We start from the raw sequence: 20,460 nt of genomic DNA on the forward strand, positions 1-20,460 counted from the left end.
CCCCGGCCGAAGCCGGGGATACCCACGCAAGAGAAGGGATGGATTCCCGGTGCCGGTCGGCGGTGCCGGGGCCCTGACGGCGGCTCTCGTCCGCCGACTTCGGAAACGTGGCGGCATTCTCCGCTGCGAGCAACCGGTCCGCAGCATCGTCGTGCGTGACGGGCGAGCTGCCGGTGTGCGCACCGCCGAGGGGGAGACGGTGACCGCGCGATGCGCCGTCCTGGCAGACGTGTCCGCTCCCGCCCTGTACGGCGAACTCGTCTCAGCGGAGCACCTTCCCTCCCAGCTGATAGCCGACCTGAGGCGGTTTCAGTGGGACTTGGCCACTTTCAAGGTCGACTGGGCATGTGACGGGCCCGTGCCCTGGCAGGCCGAAGCAGCAACACGGGCCGGAACCGTGCACGTGGCTGACGGCATGGAAGAACTCACCCGCTTTGCAGCTCAGATCGCCATGGGCCAGGTACCCGACCGGCCCTTTGCCCTGTTCGGCCAGATGACGACGGCGGACCCGTCGCGATCACCCCAAGGCACCGAAGCCGCTTGGGCGTACACGCACGTCCCGCATGTCATCAAGTCCGATGCGGGCGACGAGGGCCTGACGGGTGCCTGGAGCGCCAAGGAGCAGGAGATCATGGCCGACCGGATCGAACGTCAGGTCGAGCGATTCGCGCCAGGCTTCCGCTCCCTCATCCGTGCCCGCCGCGTGCTGGCCCCGCCCACGCTCCAGTCGCTCGACAGCAATCTGCACGGAGGCGCCATCAACGGCGGCACCGCGGCAATGCACCAGCAGCTTGTGTTCCGTCCCGTCCCCGGAACGGGACGCCCCGAGACACCCGTACGCGGTCTCTATCTCGCTTCAGCTTCCGCCCACCCCGGCGGAGGGGTCCATGGAGCCCCCGGAGCCAATGCCGCCCGCGCGGCCCTGCGCCGCGACCGGCTCCCCGGCCTAGCCCGCGCACAACGCGTCCTGACCCACCGGGACCGCACGGGAAGAACACCCCCGCTCACCCACTGAGGGCCGGGCGGGGGGAGACAGAAAGGGTCCGCCATGGCTGACAGCCCCCTCAAAGACCGCACCGTGGTGGTGACAGGAGCAGCACGTGCTATCGGAGCGGCGCTGGCGAAGGCGCTCGCCCGGCGAGGGGCGCGGCTGGCCCTGCTTGACCACGACGAACAGGCGCTTCAGGCAGTGGCTGACGGTCTGCCGGGCGCGGCGCTCGCTCTCCCGGTCGACGTCATCGACAGCACGGCTCTGACGGATGCCGCCGAAGTTGTCCGCGGGCGTCTGGGCCCGCCGTCGGTCGTTGTGGCGAACGCGGGAATCGCCGAAGGCGGCCCCTTCGCCCTGTCGGACCCCGCGACATGGCGCCGCGTGATCGGCGTAAACCTGATCGGCAGCGCCCAGACGGCGCGGGCCTTCCTGCCGGACCTGGTGCAGAGCGCCGGCTACCATCTTCAGATCGGTTCGCTGGCATCGATCGCGGCCGCGCCCATGTTGAGCGCCTACTGCGCCTCCAAGTCCGGCGTAGAGGCGTTCACGCATGCCCTGCGCGCCGAAGTCGCGCACCGCGGTGTGGCCGTAGGCATCGCCTACCTCAGCTGGACCGACACCGATATGATCAGGGATGCCGACCGATCCGCGGCGCTGCGAGAACTGCGCGTCCACATGCCCCCTCCCGCCCGGCGCGTTTACCCGGGCGAGGCCGTCGCCGCCCGGCTGACACGCGCTGTGGAACAGCGGCGTACCGCGGTCTATGTTCCTGCTTGGCTGCGCCTGACACAGGTGACCCGAGCCGCAATTCCACCTCTCGTGCTCCGCCTGACCAGGCACACACTTTCCCGGCTGGGCGCCGAGGAGCCGCTGCTCCCGACAGGCCTGCTGGGCGCCGGTGGCCACGCTGACAGAGTCGCGGTCCTTGGCCATTGACTCGTCCTGATAACGTGCGGCGCCCCAGGAGGCAGCCACTGCCGGCGGACGAAGCTGCCCGCCACACCCGGGCGACAGCATCGTCGCCGCCTCGGCCCGACAGCCCAGCAGCCATGCGGGAAGCCGTCGCATGTGTCCTCGCCGCGCTGGCCGGATCCTTGCGTGACGCCATCCAGCGTGACGTGGTTGATGACGACGATCCTCGTAGCATTCCCTTCCGTTGACCACCGTGCCCCCGGGCGAACCGGGCGGTCGGAACACCGCGCCGTCGCCCGGTCCCGCATGGTCTCGGCGGTTGCTTCATCCACCGCGTTCGTCCACACCCGTGGCTTCGGCGCACCACACACCGCCTTTGACTACTCCTCACCGACACGCTCATCGTCGGCGGACAGGTTCTCCCGCCGGCCAGCCCCCTCCTCGCCTTGCGGCATGGTACGGAAATCGGCCGGCGGACCTCCACCGGCAGACGGCCATCGCCGCTTCGCCCCGCAGCAACGGCTAATGGGCCTGGCCAACTGCGGTCCTCAGTGGTCAGCTTCGGATCTGGTCACAGGTGCCCACCCGGCCTCTCCCGTACTGCAGACGGTGTCGCGCGCCGCCGTTTGTCGGCCCGGACGGGTGAATGCACTCCGGCCTCTTCCCCCGCCAGGAGCATTTGGGCAGGGGCGTGGCATTGGCCGTTCGGGGCGGCTGCCCAGCCAGCGGCACGCGTGACGGCGCGCCCTCACCGCTTACGCTCCGCCGCGCGCGTGCACCTTTGTACGGGCGAGCGTCACCATGTGTGCGGCGGCAGCGCCTGGGCATCCGGCGGATATTGGGTTCTCTGCGGCCCGCAGTATGCGCCCGCCCGAACGAGGAGGTAGCCGCCGTGATGACCCCCGCCGCATCGGAGGAACCCGAAGGCAGGGAGCAGGGCTCAGGTGGTGGAGGCGGTGGAAGCGGTCCGGGTGGCGGCCGGGGCCCGGGTACGGATCGCGGCCGGCGCCCTGATCCGCTCGACGAGGCCGCGGCACCGGGCGGCTCCGGGCTCGGCGTCATCACCACGGCCGTGCCGGCCCGGCTGGACCGCCTGCCGTGGTCGCGCTGGCACTGGATGATCGTCATCGGTCTGGGCACCGTGTGGATTTTGGACGGCCTCGAAGTGACGACGGTCGGCAACATCGCGAGCCGGCTGTCGGAGGAGGGCTCCGGGCTGGTTATCACATCCGCTCAGGTCACGGGCCTTGCCGCGGCCCTCTACGTGGCAGGCGCCTGCTCGGGTGCACTGTTCTTCGGCTGGCTCACCGACCGGTTCGGCCGCAAGAAACTGTTCATGGTGACGCTCGCGGTCTACCTTGCCGCGACCGCGATGACCGGTTTGTCCTTCAGCGCGTGGTGGTTCTTCCTCTTCCGCTTCCTCACCGGTTTCGGCATCGGCGGCGAGTACGCGGCCATCAACTCGGCGATCGACGAACTGATCCCCTCGAAGTACCGAGGCAGGGTCGACCTCGTCATCAACGGCAGCTACTGGCTGGGCGCGGTCGGCGGGGCGCTGCTGTCGATCGTCATGCTGAACACGGACTACTTCCCGAAAGACCTCGGCTGGCGGCTCACCTTCGCTCTCGGTGTCGTCCTGGGCCTGGTGATCCTCCTCGTACGGCGGCACGTGCCGGAGAGCCCGCGGTGGCAGCTCATCCATGGGCACAGCGAGGACGCCGACAAGCTCGTCGACTCCGTCGAGCGGGAAGTCGAGGAGGAAAAGCACGAGGAACTGCCGCCCCCGGCAGGCGAGATCACGATCCACGAGCGCAAGAGCATCGGCTTCGGGCTCATCGCGAAGACCGTCTTCCGCAGCTATCCCAAGCGCGCGGTGCTCGGACTGTCCCTCTTCGTCGGGCAGGCCTTCCTCTACAACGCGATCACGTTCGGCTTCGGCGCGATCCTCACCACGTTCTTCGACGTCGAGAGCGGTCACACCGGCTATTACTTCGCGGTGATCGCGGCGGGCAACTTCGTCGGCCCGCTCGTGCTCGGCAAGCTGTTCGACACGGTTGGGCGACGCATCATGATCGCCGGCACGTACATCGTGCCTGGCATTCTGCTGTTCATCACCGCATGGCTCTTCGACCGGGGCTCGCTCACGGCCAACACCCTCACCGCGTGCTGGTGCGTCGTGCTGTTCTTCGCCTCGGCCGGAGCGAGCAGCGCCTACCTGACGGTCTCCGAAGTCTTCCCGATGGAGACCAGGGCCATGGCCATCGCGTTCTTCTATGCGATCGGTACAGCGGTCGGCGGGATCAGCGGCCCGCTCATTTTCGCCGACCTCACCGCATCGGGCGTCCCCGGCGATACGGCCCTCGCCTTCTGTATCGGGGCGGGCCTGATGTGCGCGGCAGGCATCGTCGCGGCGTTTCTCGCTGTCAACGCCGAGCAGCGGTCCTTGGAAGACATCGCCAGGCCCCTGTCCCAGCTGGACAAGAGCGGCGGACAGCGGCCCGGCAGCGGGAGTGGCCCGGCCCCCATGAGTGGCACGGCAGGCTGAGCGACCGGCCGCTCACGTGCCGGTGGGCTGACAAAGGTTAGAGCGCGCATCTCAGGTGGTCGCTCACAGCAGCTGACGGACTGGGGCAGGCCGTGCACGCGCTGTGACCGTCTCTTCTTCGCCATAGGGCCTCCGTCCCATGGCGAATTTCCCTCTCCCCGCTGACCTGTAGGCCTTCAGCGACACGGGGCGTGCCCGCTCGCCTTGCACGAACGGCGTAATGCTCCCACTCTTGCACTGACTCAGGAGCGATCAGTGCTCACGCTACGTGTTCGGGGTACGGCCTGTGGGGGGCGAACGTCGAGCGGGAGCTTCGCCGGTGAGGAGCCGAAGACGATGAATACCGCAGTGCCCTGCTACTACCACCTCGACGTCGAGGTCAGCTCGGAGCGTGTCTCGCAGGTCAGGCGCATTCTGGCCGCCCACCTGCGGTACTGGAAGCTGGACATTCTCGTCGAGCCCGTCTGCCGCGGCGTCGAGGTGCTGCTTCACACGATCGACGAGCACGCCACGGACAAGAACACCGCCGTCGAGATGTGGTGGAACGGCCAGCACCTGATCACCGCGGTGTCCGACCATGAGCGTGACCTGCCGGGCCCGCACTACGCCCCTCAGGGATGCCTCGCGGAGATCGCTGCGTTGAGCGACGGCTGGGGCGGTTGCGCCACGGCCACGGGAAAGATCATCTGGTTCTCCCGCCGTGCCCGTCTCGGTGAGCGCGCCCCGCTGGTTCCCGTCGGTCCCGCGCCGCGCATCGGCGAGGCGCTCGAGATGCCGCGCGAGGTGCCGGTCCCGGCGTTCGCGGGCTCAGCGGTCACGGACCCGCTCGTGGCCGCCGCCCCGGCGGCCCGTGCACACGGACCCGAACTGTCCGTCCCCCGCAGGGTGGTACGCCCGACGCCGGCGATGTGACATCAGCACCGCGCCCCGTCCGGAGCGCGTCGCACCGGGCCACGGTCTGCTTCCGCAGCCGCGGCCCGGCGGCGCAGACTCCGTTCGGTGGTTGAGAGCACTTCGCAGGAACGAGGCATCCCCACAGGGGGAACGGAATCGCCTGCTCGACCTCCACACTCCGAAGGCGTTGCCCCCAGGCCGAGTTCATGACGCCGCAAGGCCGGCGCGCCCGTAGGCGCGTGGGCCACTTCGGCCTCGTACTGCCGGCGCTTCCGTGGCTTCTTAGGCAGACGGGGCAAGGAACCGGACTTCCAGGCGGAACTGAGCCGCGAGCAAATGGAGTTCGCGACCTCGCCCCAGAGCGGCATGAACGAACTGGCCCATGAGATCGCCCGCCACCAGGCGGAGTCCGCTCGACATCCCGAACGCATGGGTGCGGCGGTTGTGGCCCTTGCCACATCAGCCCTACTCGTCAGTCCCACGATCGACACCGGTGACCACTACCACTGGATGGCGCGGCACTTCGGGCTGACGGCCGAGGAACAGCTGACGTGCGGCTGCCAGGCGCATGTCGAGGTGGACTCGGACGAAGAGGGCCTAGGTGTGCCCGACCGGGCCCGGGTCAGGTGCCCGTGATCCTCCCACTAGTTCCAACTCGCCGTTCTGGCAGGGGAAGGAAAGCGGCCGCAGCAGCTACCGGCACCAGATCTGGGGGCGCTGGCCATCGGCCGGTCCGACGGAGATCTTCGGATCTGCCGAGCACTACCCCCTGGTCCACCCCTTCACATTCGTAGTAGACCATGCCCTTGTCGCGCAGAACGCCGGTGGCGACCATGGCGTCGACTTCGGCGTGCGTTGGAGAACAACGGTGACGACGCCCTGATGGCCGACGGCCTCGACCGCGGCCAGGTGCCCGGCGGTCAGGCCGAACTCCTGCGGGTCCCGTTCGGAAACAATCTGCCCATCAAGGTCCCCGACGGGCCGCCCGATGATCGCTACGTCTATCTCTCCGACGTCCTGCCCACCGCCTGGCAGGCGGTGGAATATGCGGCCGTTCCCGAAGGCGGCACCGTCACCGTCCTGGGCCTGGGCCCCATCGGGGACATGGCCACCCGCATAGCGCAGCACCGGGGCGCTGGCCAGGTCATCGGCGTCGATCTCATCGACGAACGGCTTGCGCGAGCCGGCATGCACGGGGTCACCTGCCTCGATGTGCGACAGCACGGCAAGGATCTGGCCGAGGCCGTCCGGGACCTCACCGACGGGCGTGGAACCGACGCCGTCATCGACGCCGTCGGTATGGAGGCGCACGGCGCGCCGTTCACCAAGGCCGCGCAGTGGGTTACGGGACTCCTGCCCGATGCGGTGGCGCAGCCGCTCATGGAGCATGCGGGAGTGGACCGGCTGGGGGCTCTGCACGCCGGCATCGAGCTCGTACGCCGCGGTGGCACACTCTCTATCTCCGGCGTCTATTGCGGTGCCGCCAGCCCGATGCCCCTGCTGACCATGTTCGACAAGCAGATCCAGGTGCGGATGGGCCAGGCCAACGTGTGGCGGTGGGTCGAGGACATCCTCCCGCTCCTCACCGACGAGGACCCCCTCGGCGTCGACACGTTCAAGACCCACGCCATGCCGCTGGAGGACGCTTCCAAGGCTTACGCGATGTTCCAGGCCAAGGAAGACGGAATGATCAAGACCCTTCTCAAGCCCGGGGGCTGAAAGCTCGGCCTGGCCCGGGCTTCAGCCCGAGGAGCAAGTCAAGCCGGTCCGGTTTCAGCTCTCTGCACGCGGACCGTCTCCTGTTCGACCGGTCGCACGTCACGGTGTTCGGTGTCGTGCTCGACCAGGAGCGCCAGCAGATCCGCCACGCTCAACCCCGACTCGGCCGGATGACGCAAAATGGTCCCGGCCTCGACCCGATACGTGTTGGACCGTCCCTGACGGGTGTGCGTGAGATAGCCATCCCGCTCCAATTCCGAGACGATCTTCTGGACCGCGCGCTCGGTGAGCCGACATCTGGCCGCAATGTCGCGGATACGCGTCGTGGGGTCCTCAGCGATCGCCGCCAACACGCGAGCGTGGTTGGTGACGAACGTCCAGCCAGTGTGTGATTCCGGTACTCCACGCATAGCGCCAAGGATAGGGTCCGATTCGCGCATTCAAAAAGGTGAATCAAATTTCGTGTATCTCTTGACGTGTGCCGTGCGCCGGGCGGAAGCTGAGCCGAGGACGGTGCAGGATTCGCGATGGAGTGGTGTTATGCCAGGACGCGCAGGCCTCACGAAGCTCATACCGGGAGACAGTGACCGGCCACACGCGCCCGCCCACCTACCCGACGACCACCAGCAACCTCTAACGATCAAGATTGACGCCGCGCCCGAGCGGACGCTCGTGATGGTGTCCGGAGTCGCCGACACCGCGAGCGAGCACGCCTTGCGGGACGGTTTGCGCGGAGCCCTCATTCAGTCGGCCCACGGCATCGATCTGGACCTCAGCAACGTGCAATTCTGTGATGGTTCCGGTCTCTACGTCCTGCTGGGCACGCAACGTCGTGCCCTGGACGAAGGCAAAAGCATCTCTCTTCAAGCCTGCAGTCCTGCAGTGCACCGAATCCTCCTGAGCACTGGCACCCTGCCTCTCTTCACCACCTCAGGCCAGCACAACGGACCAGGCCAGACCCCGGATACGCACGACGAAGACCACGGACATGAGGCGGCCTCATCGGACGTGGCCGACCGGGCGCTCGCCGACACCGGCCAGGCTGAGCAGATCGAACTCGTCCAGCTCCGGCGGGCCATGAAGACCCGGCCTGTCATCGACCTCGCCCGGGGCGTCCTTATGGCCTCCTTCGGGCTGTCGCCCGAGGACGCGTGGTCCGTCCTGGTCTCGGTGTCCCAGAACACCAACACCAAACTTCACGAGGTGGCCGACGACCTCGTCCGCTCTGTCACAGAACAAGCGCTCCCGAGCCCGATCCGGCAACAAGTTGCCGCAAGCGTCGCTGAACTCCAAAAAAAGTAGCGCGCCCGGCCCTCCGGCCCTGAGCACACGCGCCCTCGTACGTCCAGGCGGATGCATGCACGGACACCGAAGAGCCCGAGAGTGATCTCCCACTGACTCGGGATCCGCGTGCCGTGCCCTCCGACAACGATCACTCCCGCGCTCCCGTACTCGAAGCCCTGGCGGAGCACCGCAATCAGAGCCGTCCCGGGTTCACGCCACCGGGCCACAAACAGGCTTGAGAGGCCGATCCGGCGGTTCTTGAGGTATTCGGCGATGCCGTCTTCCAAGGGGACGTCCTCGCCTCCGGCGGTCTCGACGACCGGCGCACCCACGGCCGCGTCCTGGAACGTGCCGTGCATGCCTCGCACATGTTCTTCTCCACGTGCGGCAGTTCACTCTCGGTCAAGTCCGCCATGCTCGCCATCGCGGGTCCGCAGAACTGTGGACCTTCGCCGACCGAAGCCGCGGGGCGCGTCGCGGCCGACATGCTGACGCCGTATCCACCGGGCATTCGGGCAGTGCTGCCCGACGAACGCCTCACCGAACCCGTCCCGCGGTACCTGAGGTGAGGGCGATGCGGCAGATCGCGTCCCAGCTGCTTCAGGCGGGGGCGGCCCACGTCCAGGCTGATCAGGGCCCGGCCGTCCTTCCACACGTATCAGGTGGGGTTGGTCACCGTTGTGCCGTCGGAGCGCAGGGTGGCCATCACGGCCGGGTTGGGGCGGCGCAGCAGTCGCTGGGCCTCGGCGGGCAGCGGCGGCCTGGACATACGTGTTCCTCCTCAGCGCTGCTGCTCGTCGAAGCTGGCGAAGTACGCCGCGGCCATGTCCTCGTCGCCATGACCCTGCGCGGCGGCCCGCTTCAGACGCTCCGCACTCGCGGCGGCCCCGTCCAGACGTACACCGTTCTTCTCCCCCGCCTCAACGATCAGACGGGCATCCTTGGCGGCCGTGCCGACCGCGAACTGTGCGGGCGACAACTGGTCGTTGAGGATCAGGCCGGCCTTGGCACGCAGGTACCCCATGTCGAGAGGACCACCCGCGATCGCGTCGAAGAAGCTCTGCGGGTCCACTCCGAGGGCCCGCGCCAGGGCCAGCACCTCGCCCACCGCGTTGGTGGTCGCGATGACCCAGCTGTTGGCGACCAACTTCAGCCGCGTGGCGCTGCCCTCGGCCCCGTCCTCGCCGGTCCACACCGTGCGCGCGCCGACCGCGTCGAGCACCGGTGCCACCCTCTCCCGCGTGTCCACCGGTCCAGCGGCCAGAACCAGGAGCTGACCGGCCTCGGCGGGCTGGCGGGTGCCGAGCACGGGGGCGTCGTAGAAGACCAGGTTGTGCTCGTCGGCGAAGGCGGCCAGGTCGGCGATCCTCTCGATCCCGGCGGTGGTCGACTGCAGCCAGGCGGTGCCGGGGCGGAGCGCCGCAGTGGCCTGCCGCATGACGTCCAGGGCGGCGGGGCCGTCGTAGAGCATGGTCAGGACGACGTCGGCGCCCTCGACCGCCTCGGCGGGGCTGTCGGCGACGAACACGCCGTCGGCCGCGAGCGGTTCGGCCTTGGCGTGGCTGCGGTTCCAGGCGCGGACCGTGTGTCCGGCGCGGGCCAGGTTGCGGGCCATCGCGGCGCCCATGATGCCGGTGCCCAGGACGCTCACAGTGAGCTTGTCGGTCATGACGTCAACTTACCTGTCCAAGCGGTGTGGTGCGGATAACGTGCCGGGTGCGCCCGAAGGCGGGGACAAACCCGGAGTGCGGTTCCTTGGCGGAGACGAGGCCGTCGAGCCACGCCTGGTGGCTGTTGAGCATCGGGTTGGAACCTCGTTCGCCAGCACGGGTCGCGTTCGAGGGCCGCTCTGCAGGACGCTGTACCGATCACACGCGGCATTTTCGCTATCCGGCGGCCATATCGGGGCCGGGCAGGAGCTTCTCGTCAAGGTGGTAGCCGAGTTGCTGCAGGCCGCGGACGACGGCGATCGCCTGTTTGCGGCGCTCAGCGACTTCTTTGGGTTCCTTCCTGTTCTGTGCGGGACCCGCATCAGTTTCAGGGTCGGGCGGGGACGGTGTGACCGCCTGAACGGCGTCCCAGGCTTCGCGGGCGATGCGCTCCGCGGTGGCATCGTCGATACGCCGGTCACCTCGTGCGGCGGCGCCCCCGTCTCCTTCGAGGGCGGAGGAACCGCCGCGGCCTGCGGCGGCGCCTCCCAACTGTTGCTCTGAGGCCGAATCCGTGCGGTTCAGGTAGGCATTGATGGCTGTGCGTGCCGCGCGAACGTCGGTCTGCTCAACCGGTCCCCATTCCGGTTCTGTCGCCATGGAAGCACCCGTAAGCGTGGACGCCGCTGCCGTGACTGCACCACGCAGTTCCTGCCGCCCCCGTCACGGCCCCGCCGTCGGTATCGGCGGCTGACCTGCGTCTGAGTGCCCGTCAAGCGTGATCCGCACATCGACCCGTACTTCCGCGGGGACCGCCCTTGGGTTTGAGAGCCCCTCGTCAGGACACTCCGCCTGTGATCGCTCTGGTCTGGGGCGCAGGCCCCAGACCAGAGCCGAGTGTTCCCCGAAGAGAGGAATCATCATCATGTTCACAGCCATCGCCGACGTTCTTCGTACCATCGCCGGCGCCATCGCCACCGTCGTCACCCTGCCCTTCCGAGCCGTCGCCCGCCTCTTCGGCGGGGCCGCCGACAGCGCACACGGCCGGCACTGAAGACTCCGACGGCGCGTGCGTGCCTTACGCGGCAGGGTCCAGGGCCTGGTCGCGGACCGCGGCGCAGGTGCGGGTGATGATGCGGGAGACGTGCATCTGTGAGATGCCGAGTTGGTCGGCGATGTGTTGCTGGGTCATGTCTTCGAAGAAGCGGAGGTAGAGGACCGTGCGTTCGCGTTCGGGCAGCGCTTTGAGTGACTCCTTCGCAGCTTCGCGGTCTTCGGCCAGGGCAAAGCCCCCCTCGGTGTGGCCGAGGGTGTCGGCGAGGCTGTACCCGTTCTCGCCCGTGGTGGTCTGGGCGTCGAGGGACAGGGCGCTGTAGCTGTCGAGGGCCTCCATCCCGTCGCGCACCTCCTCAGCGCTCAGGCCTGTCTCGGCGGCCAACTCCTCGATGCTGGGCTCGCCGCTGGTGCCCGGCTGCTCCTGGAGGCGGCGGCGCGCGGCACGGACCTGGCTGCGAAGGTCCTGCACCCGGCGCGGGACCCGGACATCCCAGGTGTAATCCCGGAAGTGGCGGCGCAGTTCACCCCTGATCGTGGGAACCGCATACGGTTCGAAAGCACCCTGCTCGGGGTCGTAGCGATTCACGGCTTTGAGCAGACCCATCGCGGCGACCTGCTGCAGGTCCTCCGCGTTCTCGCCCTTGTTGCGAAAGCGCCTGGCGATGCGGTGTGCCATCGGCAGCCACGCGTCGATCAGTTCCTCACACAGCACATCGTGTTCGGGGCCCGCATCACTGGCGGCCAGACGGTGAAACGCCTGCCCGGTGTCGGGGGAATCATCATGCGGATGATCTGAGGCGGTCATCTTGCACACTCCTCGAGCTCGTGACGGCAAGGTCACTGCGAGAAGGGGGCCAGGCCTAGCCCGGGCATACCGCCTTCCCGCAGATGCGCCTGTGGTCCCAAGCACTTATGAGCGGCTGCCCCTCGCGGCCACTGACAAACAACCGGGCACGACCATCACGCACCCCTTCAAGATCCATCCAAGGGGGTGTGCTGCCGTCCGACGTTCGGTTCCGGACCATCTTCGATGAAGAGGTACGTCCCGTCCCGATTGCTGATCAGAGCCTTCGATACCCCGCGGCGAGTCCAGCCTCCCAGGCGCTCGCCGAAGAGTGCGCGGCGGCGATGTCGGTACGCGGCCAGGCCGCGGCCAGGGGGCGTATCTCCGTGGTGAACGGCAGGTGCTCGACGTGGCGCAGCCGCGATGGGTGGACGCCCGCGCCGGGACGGGTCTTCTCTGCGGCCCATGCCCTCATCGCCGGCACGACGATGCGACCGCGCTGGTGACTGGCCTCGGTGCACAGGCCGGTAACCACTCGTCCGCGTCGAACAGTGCGACGAGAGCCGTGTGGTCCAAGGCGGCAGTCTGACCTGAGGGAGACCCCGAACGCCATCCTGTACGTCAACCGCACGGGTATCCCGCGGGATTACCTGCTCCACGACTTCCCTCCATCCCAGACGCGTGAGCATGGCCCGGAGGGGCACACGGGGCGCAGGACTGGTTCTCACAGGTGCGGCTTAAGAGAAGGCGGGGCACGGGTGGACGGGGTGTGCGTGCGGGTGCCGATGTATCTACTCGACGATGTGGCGTCGTGGCGCGAGTTGGATGTCGAGTGCTGCTACCGGCCCGAGGACCCGTACGCGGTCCGGCTGGATTTCGGAGCGGGAGAGCAGGGAGCGGTGTGGCTCCTGTCCCGCGAGACGCTGGCGGCCGGGCTGCGCGGGCCCGCCGGAGACGGCGATGTCCACATCGCACCGGGTGACGGCGGCGATGTGTTCATCGCGCTGGGTGGCGGGGCGGGGGTGGCGCTGCTGACCACTCCCGCCGGAACCCTGGCCCGGTTCCTGGCCGCGACCGACGAGTTGGTGCCCGCGGGCACGGAGGCGTCCCGCATCAACTGGGACAGGTGCATCCAAGAGTTCCTGTCGATCTGAGCGGTGACGCGGTCGCAGCCTGCTTCGCCGACAGCCGCCCGATCTCCCGCCGGCGGCTCGTCCGGGGTGAGCATCCGCGAAGGCACGGGATGCACCGCCGACGTAGACGAAAGGTACGTCGCCTCACGCGAGCCGGTGCCCCATATTCCCCGATGCGCTGTTCGATGGCCGCGAAGCCACTCCATGCTCGCTCGGACGCACACACCCGTCACATCGGGCGCCCGCACTCCCCCGGACTCGTCTGACAGCGGCCGAGAGAGGCGGGAGGCCCGTCACCTGGAGCATCGCCACATCCTCCTCGCCGTCAGCGCGATTCCTGTCGCAGGCGGAACAGTCGCCGAGGCACACTGGGCCAAGCGGGGCCGAGGGCATCCGCGCGCGATGGGGCAGCTGGAAACCCGCAACCGGCAGGTGACTTCTCCGGCCGCCGTACTGGCGAAGGAAGTGTGCTTCCGTGGCCGGAGAACGGATCGGGACTCAGGTGAAGAGGCTGGGCCGGCAGGTGGTGGAGGCCGCCAGGAGCGTGTGGCGTGCCGGTCGTGAGGTCGAACTGCTGCACCGCGCGATGGCGTTCGCCACCCTGTTCTTCGTCACGCTGGTGCCTCTTCTGGTCGTGATCGCGGCGGCATTACCGTCCCGTGGAAGCGGCATCGCGGATTGGATTGCCGAAGGTCTGGGCGTGTCCGGCAGCTCGGCCCACGCTGTGGACGAGCTGTTCGCCTCCCGCCAAACCGTCCTCAGCACCACCACCGCGCTGGGCCTGGTCGGCCTCGCCGTATTCGGGATTTCGCTGATGGCCGCAGTCCAAACCGCCTACGAGCGGATCTGGCAGCTGCCGTCAGGCGCCTGGCACACGCTGTGGCGCCAAGTTCTCGGCCTGGCCGGACTGATCGCCCTGATCCTCCTCAGTACATGGCACGGCATGCCCTGGCCCAGCGCCGCTGCATCGACAGCTCCCCGCATCGCGGTGGGCGCCTGCGGCGGCGTGCTCTACTTCTGGTGGCTGCAACACCTCCTCCTCGGATCGCGCGTCACCTGGCTGCGCCTGTTGCCTGGCGCGTTGGCGACCGTGGCCGCCTTCGCCGGCCTCCGACTCTTCTCCGAACTGGTTTTCGCGCCGCTGATCGTGTCCAACGCGGTCTCCTACGGCGCAGTCGGCACCATCCTGGTGGTGCAGTCCTGGCTCGTCGGCGTCGGCTACACCGTGTACGGAGGCGCGCTCGTCGGCCGTCTCGGCCAAGCACGTCACCACCCTGCCCCCCGCCACGCCCCGTGAGTTCCCGCGCCAAAGCCGCAACCGCCGCGCGGTCGCCCACGAGCGGTCGGCGCCACCACCCGTCGTTGTCGTGAGCGCGACCCGTTGAGGAGCGGTGACCGCACGGCTGTACCGGGGCAGCCGTGGCGCTTTCCGACCTTGTGCAACGCAGGACGCCGGGACGCTGTTGCGGGCCCAGCACGATGCGCGGACCTTGAACCTGACGAGAGGAGGCTGCCATGAGCAAACCCCAGGAGAGCGACACCTCCCGGAGCGACGGGGAGGAGCTGGAGCGGTCCGCCAAGGCGCGGAACATCGTGGCGCCCACACCCTCTGCGGTCGAGATCGACCGCCGACGCATACCCGTGGTGTGCGGCGGCGCACACTCGGGCGGCAGCCTGTCGATCAACGCTCTCGACCTGGCCCGGATCAGGCAACTGTGACTGCGGAACGGGCAATGGGGCGGGCACCAACGACTGTCCGCCGGGTGGATCGAGGAGATGTGACGGCCCTGCCCGGTCAAGCTCAACTACGGGCTGTCGTGGTGGCTGAACGACCACCGCACGGTCTGGCCCAAGGCCCCGTTCACCGGGCGCTGCGCCCGAGGAAACAGCGGCGCCCACCTGCTTTGGGTCGACCCCGCACGGGACCTGGTGGTGAGCTCGCGCTGGGGAGCAGACGTCGAGTCACTACTCACTGAAGTGTCCGACGCAATCGATCCAACGCGGCCAGCCTGAACATGCCCGTGGCGGCCCCGCCTGCATCCAACTCCTTCGAAGATCGATTACGGACATCGCTCAGGGTGTCGCGGAGGTCGAAGAGAGCCATGTCCGCGTCCGTGCCGCCGGCGGCGGAACCAGTGGCCAGACCAGTGAGGATCCGCACGCTGGCCTTGATGCCGAGAGAGACACGAACGTGCTGCAGGCGCCGCAGCGGTACGTCGCACCGGACGATTTGTCGCCGGTCAAGTTCCCGCTCGGGGTGTGGCCGGCTGACCAGCGCCGCAGCTAAAACAGCGGCCAGCTCGAGGGCGAGCACCTTGGGAAGGCTCGTTCAAGACATGCTCCCGCCCAAGAGCTGACACGCTCGCGCACCAGCCCCGCGGATCCTCGGCCGGACGCCATGAAGGACGTCCGGCCTTCCGCCGTCAGTCGGCGTCCTTGCCCATCGCTCGCAGGACCGCTTGGCGGGCCTCGTAGAAGTCGACGTCCGAGACGTCCGGGTCTTCCTCCACCTCGCTCAGCCAGTCCTCCATCTCCTGGGGCTGCCACAGGTCGAAGCCCTGGGGGATGGAGAGCGTCGTGGTGCTTGCACGCAGCTGCTCCACCGCAGCGGCTTCCTGCACACCGCGAGTGCTCACCTCGGTCACCGCGCCACGTCCTTCCGGTTCATAGGGGAACGGACGGGCGACCTTGCCAGACACATACCGGATGTGTCCAAAACGGCCCGGCACCCGCTTCTTTCACGAGCCTTCTCCGAGATCGAGCAGTGCCTTCAGCAGTCCGCTGTATGCGGCTTTTTAGACGATGATGTGCAGTCCTACGTATCCGTGCACTGAGTGACGGAACTGCACGCCCCGCCACCCCGGCCGGACGCCCGATCGAGCACGGCCCCGCGACAGCGACGTTCAACGAGATGCCCACCCTCATCGGCACCGCAGCCCTGGCGATGCGGGCCGAAAGCCACTTCGACATGTAGATCCCCCAGGAGCGGCGACGGCTTAGGCTCACTAATTTGATTAAAAATCCTCAGTGATCGTAGAGTGGTTGTCATGGAGCTTCTTCGACTCTCAAAGGCCGCTAAGCGTCTTGGAGTTCACCCCGTGACGCTTCGTCTTTGGGCTGACTCGGGGAAGATTCCTGTGACTTGGGTTGGCCGTGAGCGTAGGTTTTCCTCGACCGACGTCGAGGCGATGAAGGTCTCGACCGGCGGAGAGCGTGTACGCCTGGAGGGCCTGTATGTGCGTGTCTCCGGCTCCAGTGGACAAGAATCTTCGTTGGAAGCCCAGGAGAGCGAGCTGCGGGCCACTTCCGCTGGCCAGATCGTGAAGGTTTTCCGTGACAGGGCCTCGGGCCTGCGGGAGGACCGTCCCGGCCTCAACCGGTTGCTGCGAGCCGTCGCTGACGGATCGGTGACGGTCGTGCGTGTCACTCATGAGGACCGGCTTGCACGGTTCGGTGTCGGATGGCTCAAGCATCTGCTCGGCGTGCATGGCGCCACCCTCGATGTGCTGCATCCGAAGAAGCTCGGCGGCCGGGATGAACTTCTCGAAGACTTCGTGTCGCTGGTCACCACGTTCGCCGGGCGTCTGTACGGGATGCGGTCGGCTGAGAACCGGCGTCGCCTGCTGGCCGAGTCCGGCCAGTGCAAAGCCGGTGATAGCCAATGAGCCGGAAGGTGCCGCTCGCCGACGGTGAGACCTCACGCACCGCGTGTGCCCGCGCCCTTGTGCGCGCAGGCGTGGACGAGAAGACCGGCGAACTGCTGTCCCAGTCCGTGCTGGCCGAACGCATCGGCTGGTGTGCCGACTTGGCGGCGGGCCTGGTCTCCACGCTGCTCGGCGAGCACTGGAACGCCACCGATGTTGATGTTCTCGCTTCTGGTGAGGACGCTGGGGGCCGGAAGCTGCCGTCGAACGCGTGGATGGCTTTGCGACGTCTCGGCTGGACCGTCGCTCCGGCCGAGGGCGTGAAGGTCAACGACCGGATCGTACGCATGGCCCAGGAGCAGGCCGGGCGCACTCTGCGCTCGGCGAAGTGGCGCGCTGACCTGACCGCCGGGGTGATCGCGACTTGGCCGGACGACCCGGAAAAGCGCACTCCAGCAGAGTGGGACGCCGTACGCGATGCCGTGCCAGGCGGCCGGCATTTGCCGTCCAGCATCATCAAGGGCCGTACCCGGCAGATCACCAAGTACTGGCAGGCCAACGGTCGTTTACCAGTTGATGTGTTCGAGGCCGAAGGCGCGCCTGGGGCGGCGCGGATGCTGTTGCTGTCGGCGTGCGATGGGCAGCAGGCCGTCGTCTCACGCGGCGAGAGCGATCCGCAGCGGGCTCTGCTGCGGATCCAGCTGCCCACCCGACCCGATCCGCAGGCGTATGCGGACTGGACGTGGGTGGAGTGCACCATGTCGCTGCCCCCGACGGTGCCCGCCTGGGCGGTGTTGCACCTTCCCACCCTGCGCATCGCGGGCGGGAAGGTACGTGCTGATGTGGCCTACACCCACGCCGTGCCCAAGGCTCGGCGCACCGGGCACACGGTCGCGCTCGGCGTGGACTGGGGCCTGAACACCCTCCTGTCCGCTGGTACGGCCCGTGTCCACGACGATGGGCGTATCACCGCCCTCGGGCATGGCGCCCAGTTCCGGACCGCCGGAGTGCTGGCCAAGCAGCACCGGCTCCGTCGTCTGTCCGAGCACCTGCACACCAAGGCCGACCACTACCAGCGGCTCATAGGCGAGAACGAACAGCACCCGCTGGCCGACAGGCACCAGGCGCTGCGCGACGAGATCCGCTTCGTGTCCGCACGCCGCTCGAACCTGAACGACGCCCTGGCGTGGGCTGCCGCACGGTGGACCGTCGACCAGGCCACCGCCGCCGGGGCGAGCGTGATCTACGTTGAAGACCTGCGCTCGATGGAAGCCAAGGGCATGGGCCGCACCATGAACACGCGCCTCTCCCAAGCCGTCCGCGGGCAGATCACCGACCACATGCGACACCTTGCCGCGGAGGCCGGCATCGCCGTGGTCACCGTCCCAGCCCGCAACACCTCCAAACACTGCCCGCGGTGCCTCACCCCACTCAGGCACCGCAAAGCCCCCGACCGGCCCACCACTGCGGGCTGGAAGTGGGCCATCTGCCCCAGCCAGTCCTGTGGCTGGCAGGGAGACCGCGACCAGGGCGCCTGGCGCCGCATCGCAGCACGCGGCCTGGCCCACCAGTCCAAGACCGTCATCGACAAATCCAGCGGAACCATGGCGATCCGCACGGTAGTCGACAAGCTCGAAACCAAAGCAGCGGTCACCCCGACCACCGAGTCCAGCCGGAAAGACCGGTCGAAGACCGGACCCACCCGGCGCCACACCTCACGCCCCGCGCCCAGGCGACGCAGGGCACCCTCCCCAGCAGCCCGCCCGTGCGGTCCTGCTGGCAAGCGTCCGGAGGGACACGCGCCAACGGACCGGACCCGGCTGCTCCGAGCGGCCCACCGGCACCAGGACGTGACGACGACCAGCACACCCACCACTGGCCACCGGCCGAGAGGGGCAGCACTGGGCGCGGGATTCCATCTCCACGCCCATGCCACCCCACCACGATGGGAAGCGATCCCGGAAACTCAATCCGACTCAGGATCGCTTAGCTGATCAGAGACGCTACTGCCGTCGGTCAGCAGCAACTCGCTTGTTGACCAGGGGCAGGGGGATCCGGGGTCTGGTGATCCCGGGGATCAGGGGGTGACGCGTGGCGGTGTGCGACGCGGATGAGGTATTCGAGCCGCTGCAGGCGGACGATCCGTCGGTGGTGGCCGGTTACCGGCTGGCCGCGCGGCTGGGCGCAGGCGGCATGGGACGGGTCTACCTGTCACACACGCAGGGCGGCCGGCCCGTGGCGATCAAGGTCGTCCGGCCTGAACTGGCCGACGACCCCACCTTCCGGCGGCGTTTCCGCCGGGAGATGGAGGCCGCCCGGCGGGTCAGGGGCGCGTACACCGCGGAGCTGATCGACGGCGACGCAGACGGCGCACCGCCCTGGCTGGCCACACTGTATGTAAACGGCCCCTCGCTGGCGGAAACTGTCGGCCGGGGCGGGGCGCTGCCGGTGCCCGCCGTGCTGTGGCTGATGGCCGGAGTCGCCGAGGCTCTCCAGGCCATCCACGGCGCGGGGATCGTGCACCGTGACCTGAAGCCGTCGAACGTCCTGCTCGCGTCCGACGGACCGCGCGTGATCGACTTCGGCATCTCGCTGGCCGCGGGCGTCAGTTCGTACACCGCCACGGGGTCCACCATCGGCACACCCCAGTTCATGGCTCCCGAGCAGGCGTCCGGGGGCGAGGTCACGGCGGCGACCGACGTGTTCGCGCTCGGCCAGACCGCGGCGTTGGGGCGCTCGGTGAGCCGCTGTACGGGGATGGTCCCGCGGTCACCGTGCTGTACCGGATCGTGCACTCCGAGCCCGATCTGTCGCTGCTGCCGGCTCGGCTCCGTCCGCTGATCGCCCGCTGCCTGGCCGCCGATCCAGCGGAACGAGCCACCCTCGCGGAGGTCGTGGAGTGGTGCCGGCAGCAACTGGGCGAGGACGCCGACGCGGGCGCGGGACCGACCGTCTGGCGAGAGGTCATGGGGCCGGAGGTGACGGTGCCGCCGCCGGTGCCCGATCCCACGCCGGTACACACGCTCCCGCTGGCCGCTGCGGAGCCGTGGCAGGCGCACGACCCATGGGCGGCGCCGACGGACTCGGGCACGGCCCTGTCACGAAGACGCGGGTCCAGACTGGTGGTGGGCGTGGCCGTGACGGCGGCCGTGCTGGTCCTCTCGGTTCTGGCGTGGACGGTCATGGACGCGACGGGCGTGTTCCGCGACCGGGGAGATACGGGATCGGATCGTACGGGCACTTCAGCGGGGGCCGATCCGGGGACCTCGGCAAGCGCGCCGGCCTCGTCGTCGGTCTCACCCAAGGCAGCGGGGAAGACGTCGGGGCCAGACGGCAGCGGAGCCGACGAGAAAACGGCCCAGACGGGGGGCACGGCGGGCGACACCCCCACCACGGCCGGGCCGGTGCGGGGCGAACCCCACTCCGGGCAGTGGCTGGACGCGAAGAACTCACTGAGCTTCAAGGAACCCTTCCAGCGCAAGGACCGCAGGGGTGACATCCGTTTCACCTGCGCGAAGGAGGTCGGCTGCGCGCTGGAGAGCGACACCAGCGTGTTCACCATGGTCTTCGGCGAACCGGGCGCGGACCTCGACGAGTGTCGCAGCCTCACCAAGAGCCAGACGCACCATCGCCTCCCGCTCGCCGCGGCCGCGTCAGGCACTGAGATCTGCGTCCGGCACGGCAACGGAGACATCGCGCTGCTCGTGATCCAGACGAAGTCGACCGCGATGCCGAACATCGCGTTCGTGTCCGCGGACATGACGGTGTGGCGGCAGGCAGGCTAGGTGTAGGGGCGCGTGCCTCGGTCTGCAGGTGGAAGCGCGCGGGTGGGGCGAGTCTGTCCGGTGA

20 protein-coding genes and 6 pseudogenes are annotated in these 20,460 nt (G+C 68.5%); 18 read left to right on the forward strand and 8 right to left on the reverse strand.

The features are described 5' to 3' along the window. Positions 1–40 precede the first annotated feature (40 nt). From OG456_RS39465 to OG456_RS39490, 7 genes and pseudogenes are all read left to right on the forward strand, one after another. A pseudogene (locus tag OG456_RS39465) lies at positions 41–1,015 on the forward strand (phytoene desaturase family protein); the annotation flags it as partial. 33 nt (positions 1,016–1,048) lie between these two features. Beyond that, entirely contained in the window at positions 1,049–1,927 is an 879-nt protein-coding gene (locus OG456_RS39470) for an SDR family oxidoreductase (protein ID WP_266569901.1), read from the forward strand. An 868-nt stretch (positions 1,928–2,795) separates the two neighbouring features. Beyond that, a complete protein-coding gene (locus tag OG456_RS39475) occupies positions 2,796–4,448 on the forward strand; it encodes an MFS transporter (protein WP_266569902.1) in 1,653 nt (550 codons plus the stop codon). Between the two features lie 336 nt (positions 4,449–4,784). Beyond that, on the forward strand, positions 4,785–5,360 hold the full coding sequence (locus tag OG456_RS39480) for a pep a2 (RefSeq protein WP_266569903.1): 576 nt from the start codon (positions 4,785–4,787) through the stop codon (positions 5,358–5,360). A gap of 318 nt (positions 5,361–5,678) precedes the next feature. Then, complete coding sequence (locus OG456_RS39485; protein WP_323136437.1) at positions 5,679–5,978, forward strand: glutamate-cysteine ligase family protein; 300 nt, start codon at positions 5,679–5,681, stop codon at positions 5,976–5,978. Then, positions 5,944–6,225, forward strand: a complete 282-nt coding sequence (locus OG456_RS50615; protein ID WP_323136438.1) for a glutamate-cysteine ligase family protein — start codon at positions 5,944–5,946, stop codon at positions 6,223–6,225. Before OG456_RS39485 ends, OG456_RS50615 begins: the two co-directional genes overlap by 35 nt. 20 nt (positions 6,226–6,245) lie before the next feature. Next, positions 6,246–7,061 (forward strand): annotated as a pseudogene (locus tag OG456_RS39490) (zinc-binding dehydrogenase); the annotation flags it as partial. A gap of 38 nt (positions 7,062–7,099) precedes the next feature. On the opposite strand, the gene OG456_RS39495 reads toward OG456_RS39490, so the two are convergent. Beyond that, positions 7,100–7,471 (reverse strand): winged helix-turn-helix domain-containing protein, encoded by a 372-nt coding sequence (locus OG456_RS39495; RefSeq protein WP_266569904.1) that lies wholly within the window; start codon positions 7,469–7,471, stop codon positions 7,100–7,102. Between the two features lie 130 nt (positions 7,472–7,601). Here OG456_RS39495 and OG456_RS39500 point away from each other — a divergent pair, with 130 nt between their 5' ends. The 3 genes and pseudogenes from OG456_RS39500 (at position 7,602) to OG456_RS39510 (ending at position 8,914) form a co-directional block, all read left to right on the forward strand. Continuing rightward, positions 7,602–8,363, forward strand: a complete 762-nt coding sequence (locus OG456_RS39500; protein WP_266569905.1) for an ANTAR domain-containing protein — start codon at positions 7,602–7,604, stop codon at positions 8,361–8,363. A 113-nt stretch (positions 8,364–8,476) separates the two neighbouring features. Next, positions 8,477–8,779 (forward strand): annotated as a pseudogene (locus tag OG456_RS39505) (ornithine decarboxylase); the annotation flags it as partial. Beyond that, entirely contained in the window at positions 8,759–8,914 is a 156-nt protein-coding gene (locus OG456_RS39510; protein WP_266570740.1) for a hypothetical protein, read from the forward strand. The pseudogene OG456_RS39505 and the gene OG456_RS39510, both read left to right, overlap by 21 nt. Before the next feature lie 14 nt (positions 8,915–8,928). On the opposite strand, the pseudogene OG456_RS39515 reads toward OG456_RS39510, so the two are convergent. The 3 genes and pseudogenes from OG456_RS39515 to OG456_RS39525 all read right to left on the reverse strand — a co-directional run. Further along, positions 8,929–9,114: pseudogene (locus OG456_RS39515) on the reverse strand (PPOX class F420-dependent oxidoreductase); the annotation flags it as partial. 12 nt (positions 9,115–9,126) lie between these two features. Then, positions 9,127–10,014: an NAD(P)-dependent oxidoreductase gene (locus OG456_RS39520; RefSeq protein WP_266569906.1), complete on the reverse strand. Its 888-nt coding sequence runs from the start codon at positions 10,012–10,014 to the stop codon at positions 9,127–9,129. 217 nt (positions 10,015–10,231) lie between these two features. Continuing rightward, positions 10,232–10,654: a hypothetical protein gene (locus tag OG456_RS39525; protein WP_266569907.1), complete on the reverse strand. Its 423-nt coding sequence runs from the start codon at positions 10,652–10,654 to the stop codon at positions 10,232–10,234. A 265-nt stretch (positions 10,655–10,919) separates the two neighbouring features. On the opposite strand from OG456_RS39525, the gene OG456_RS39530 reads away from it, so the two are divergent. Further along, on the forward strand, positions 10,920–11,048 hold the full coding sequence (locus OG456_RS39530) for an LPFR motif small protein (RefSeq protein ID WP_266569908.1): 129 nt from the start codon (positions 10,920–10,922) through the stop codon (positions 11,046–11,048). A gap of 24 nt (positions 11,049–11,072) precedes the next feature. Here OG456_RS39530 and OG456_RS39535 read toward each other — a convergent pair whose 3' ends face one another. Beyond that, a complete protein-coding gene (locus OG456_RS39535) occupies positions 11,073–11,855 on the reverse strand; it encodes a SigB/SigF/SigG family RNA polymerase sigma factor (RefSeq protein ID WP_266569909.1) in 783 nt (260 codons plus the stop codon). A 256-nt stretch (positions 11,856–12,111) separates the two neighbouring features. Further along, entirely contained in the window at positions 12,112–12,309 is a 198-nt protein-coding gene (locus OG456_RS39540; RefSeq protein ID WP_266569910.1) for a hypothetical protein, read from the reverse strand. A 106-nt stretch (positions 12,310–12,415) separates the two neighbouring features. On the opposite strand from OG456_RS39540, the pseudogene OG456_RS39545 reads away from it, so the two are divergent. The 4 genes and pseudogenes from OG456_RS39545 to OG456_RS39560 all read left to right on the forward strand — a co-directional run. Further along, positions 12,416–12,502: pseudogene (locus OG456_RS39545) on the forward strand (IS5/IS1182 family transposase); the annotation flags it as partial. Positions 12,503–12,592: 90 nt separating this feature from the next. Beyond that, positions 12,593–12,988, forward strand: a complete 396-nt coding sequence (locus OG456_RS39550) for an SsgA family sporulation/cell division regulator (RefSeq protein ID WP_266570741.1) — start codon at positions 12,593–12,595, stop codon at positions 12,986–12,988. 454 nt (positions 12,989–13,442) lie between these two features. Next, positions 13,443–14,264, forward strand: a complete 822-nt coding sequence (locus OG456_RS39555; RefSeq protein ID WP_266569911.1) for a YhjD/YihY/BrkB family envelope integrity protein — start codon at positions 13,443–13,445, stop codon at positions 14,262–14,264. 218 nt (positions 14,265–14,482) lie between these two features. Further along, positions 14,483–14,686: a hypothetical protein gene (locus OG456_RS39560; RefSeq protein WP_266569912.1), complete on the forward strand. Its 204-nt coding sequence runs from the start codon at positions 14,483–14,485 to the stop codon at positions 14,684–14,686. 250 nt (positions 14,687–14,936) lie between these two features. Here OG456_RS39560 and OG456_RS39565 read toward each other — a convergent pair whose 3' ends face one another. Together OG456_RS39565 and OG456_RS39570 are read right to left on the reverse strand one after the other, a co-directional pair. Continuing rightward, the gene (locus OG456_RS39565; protein ID WP_266569913.1) at positions 14,937–15,281 is read right to left on the reverse strand and encodes a hypothetical protein; all 345 of its coding nucleotides are present in this window, start codon (positions 15,279–15,281) and stop codon (positions 14,937–14,939) included. A 109-nt stretch (positions 15,282–15,390) separates the two neighbouring features. Next, positions 15,391–15,612 (reverse strand): hypothetical protein, encoded by a 222-nt coding sequence (locus OG456_RS39570; RefSeq protein ID WP_266569914.1) that lies wholly within the window; start codon positions 15,610–15,612, stop codon positions 15,391–15,393. 402 nt (positions 15,613–16,014) lie between these two features. Here OG456_RS39570 and OG456_RS39575 point away from each other — a divergent pair, with 402 nt between their 5' ends. The 3 genes and pseudogenes from OG456_RS39575 (at position 16,015) to OG456_RS39585 (ending at position 20,396) form a co-directional block, all read left to right on the forward strand. Beyond that, on the forward strand, positions 16,015–16,632 hold the full coding sequence (locus tag OG456_RS39575; protein ID WP_266557006.1) for an IS607 family transposase: 618 nt from the start codon (positions 16,015–16,017) through the stop codon (positions 16,630–16,632). Then, positions 16,629–18,605, forward strand: coding sequence for a zinc ribbon domain-containing protein (locus OG456_RS39580; RefSeq protein WP_266569915.1), 1,977 nt, complete (start codon positions 16,629–16,631; stop codon positions 18,603–18,605). Before OG456_RS39575 ends, OG456_RS39580 begins: the two co-directional genes overlap by 4 nt. Positions 18,606–18,708: 103 nt before the next feature. Next, positions 18,709–20,396: pseudogene (locus OG456_RS39585) on the forward strand (serine/threonine-protein kinase). Positions 20,397–20,460 lie beyond the last annotated feature (64 nt).

The sequence above is a fragment of the Streptomyces sp. NBC_01446 genome, from assembly GCF_026340095.1.
In the GTDB taxonomy this organism is placed as follows: domain Bacteria; phylum Actinomycetota; class Actinomycetes; order Streptomycetales; family Streptomycetaceae; genus Streptomyces; species Streptomyces aureus.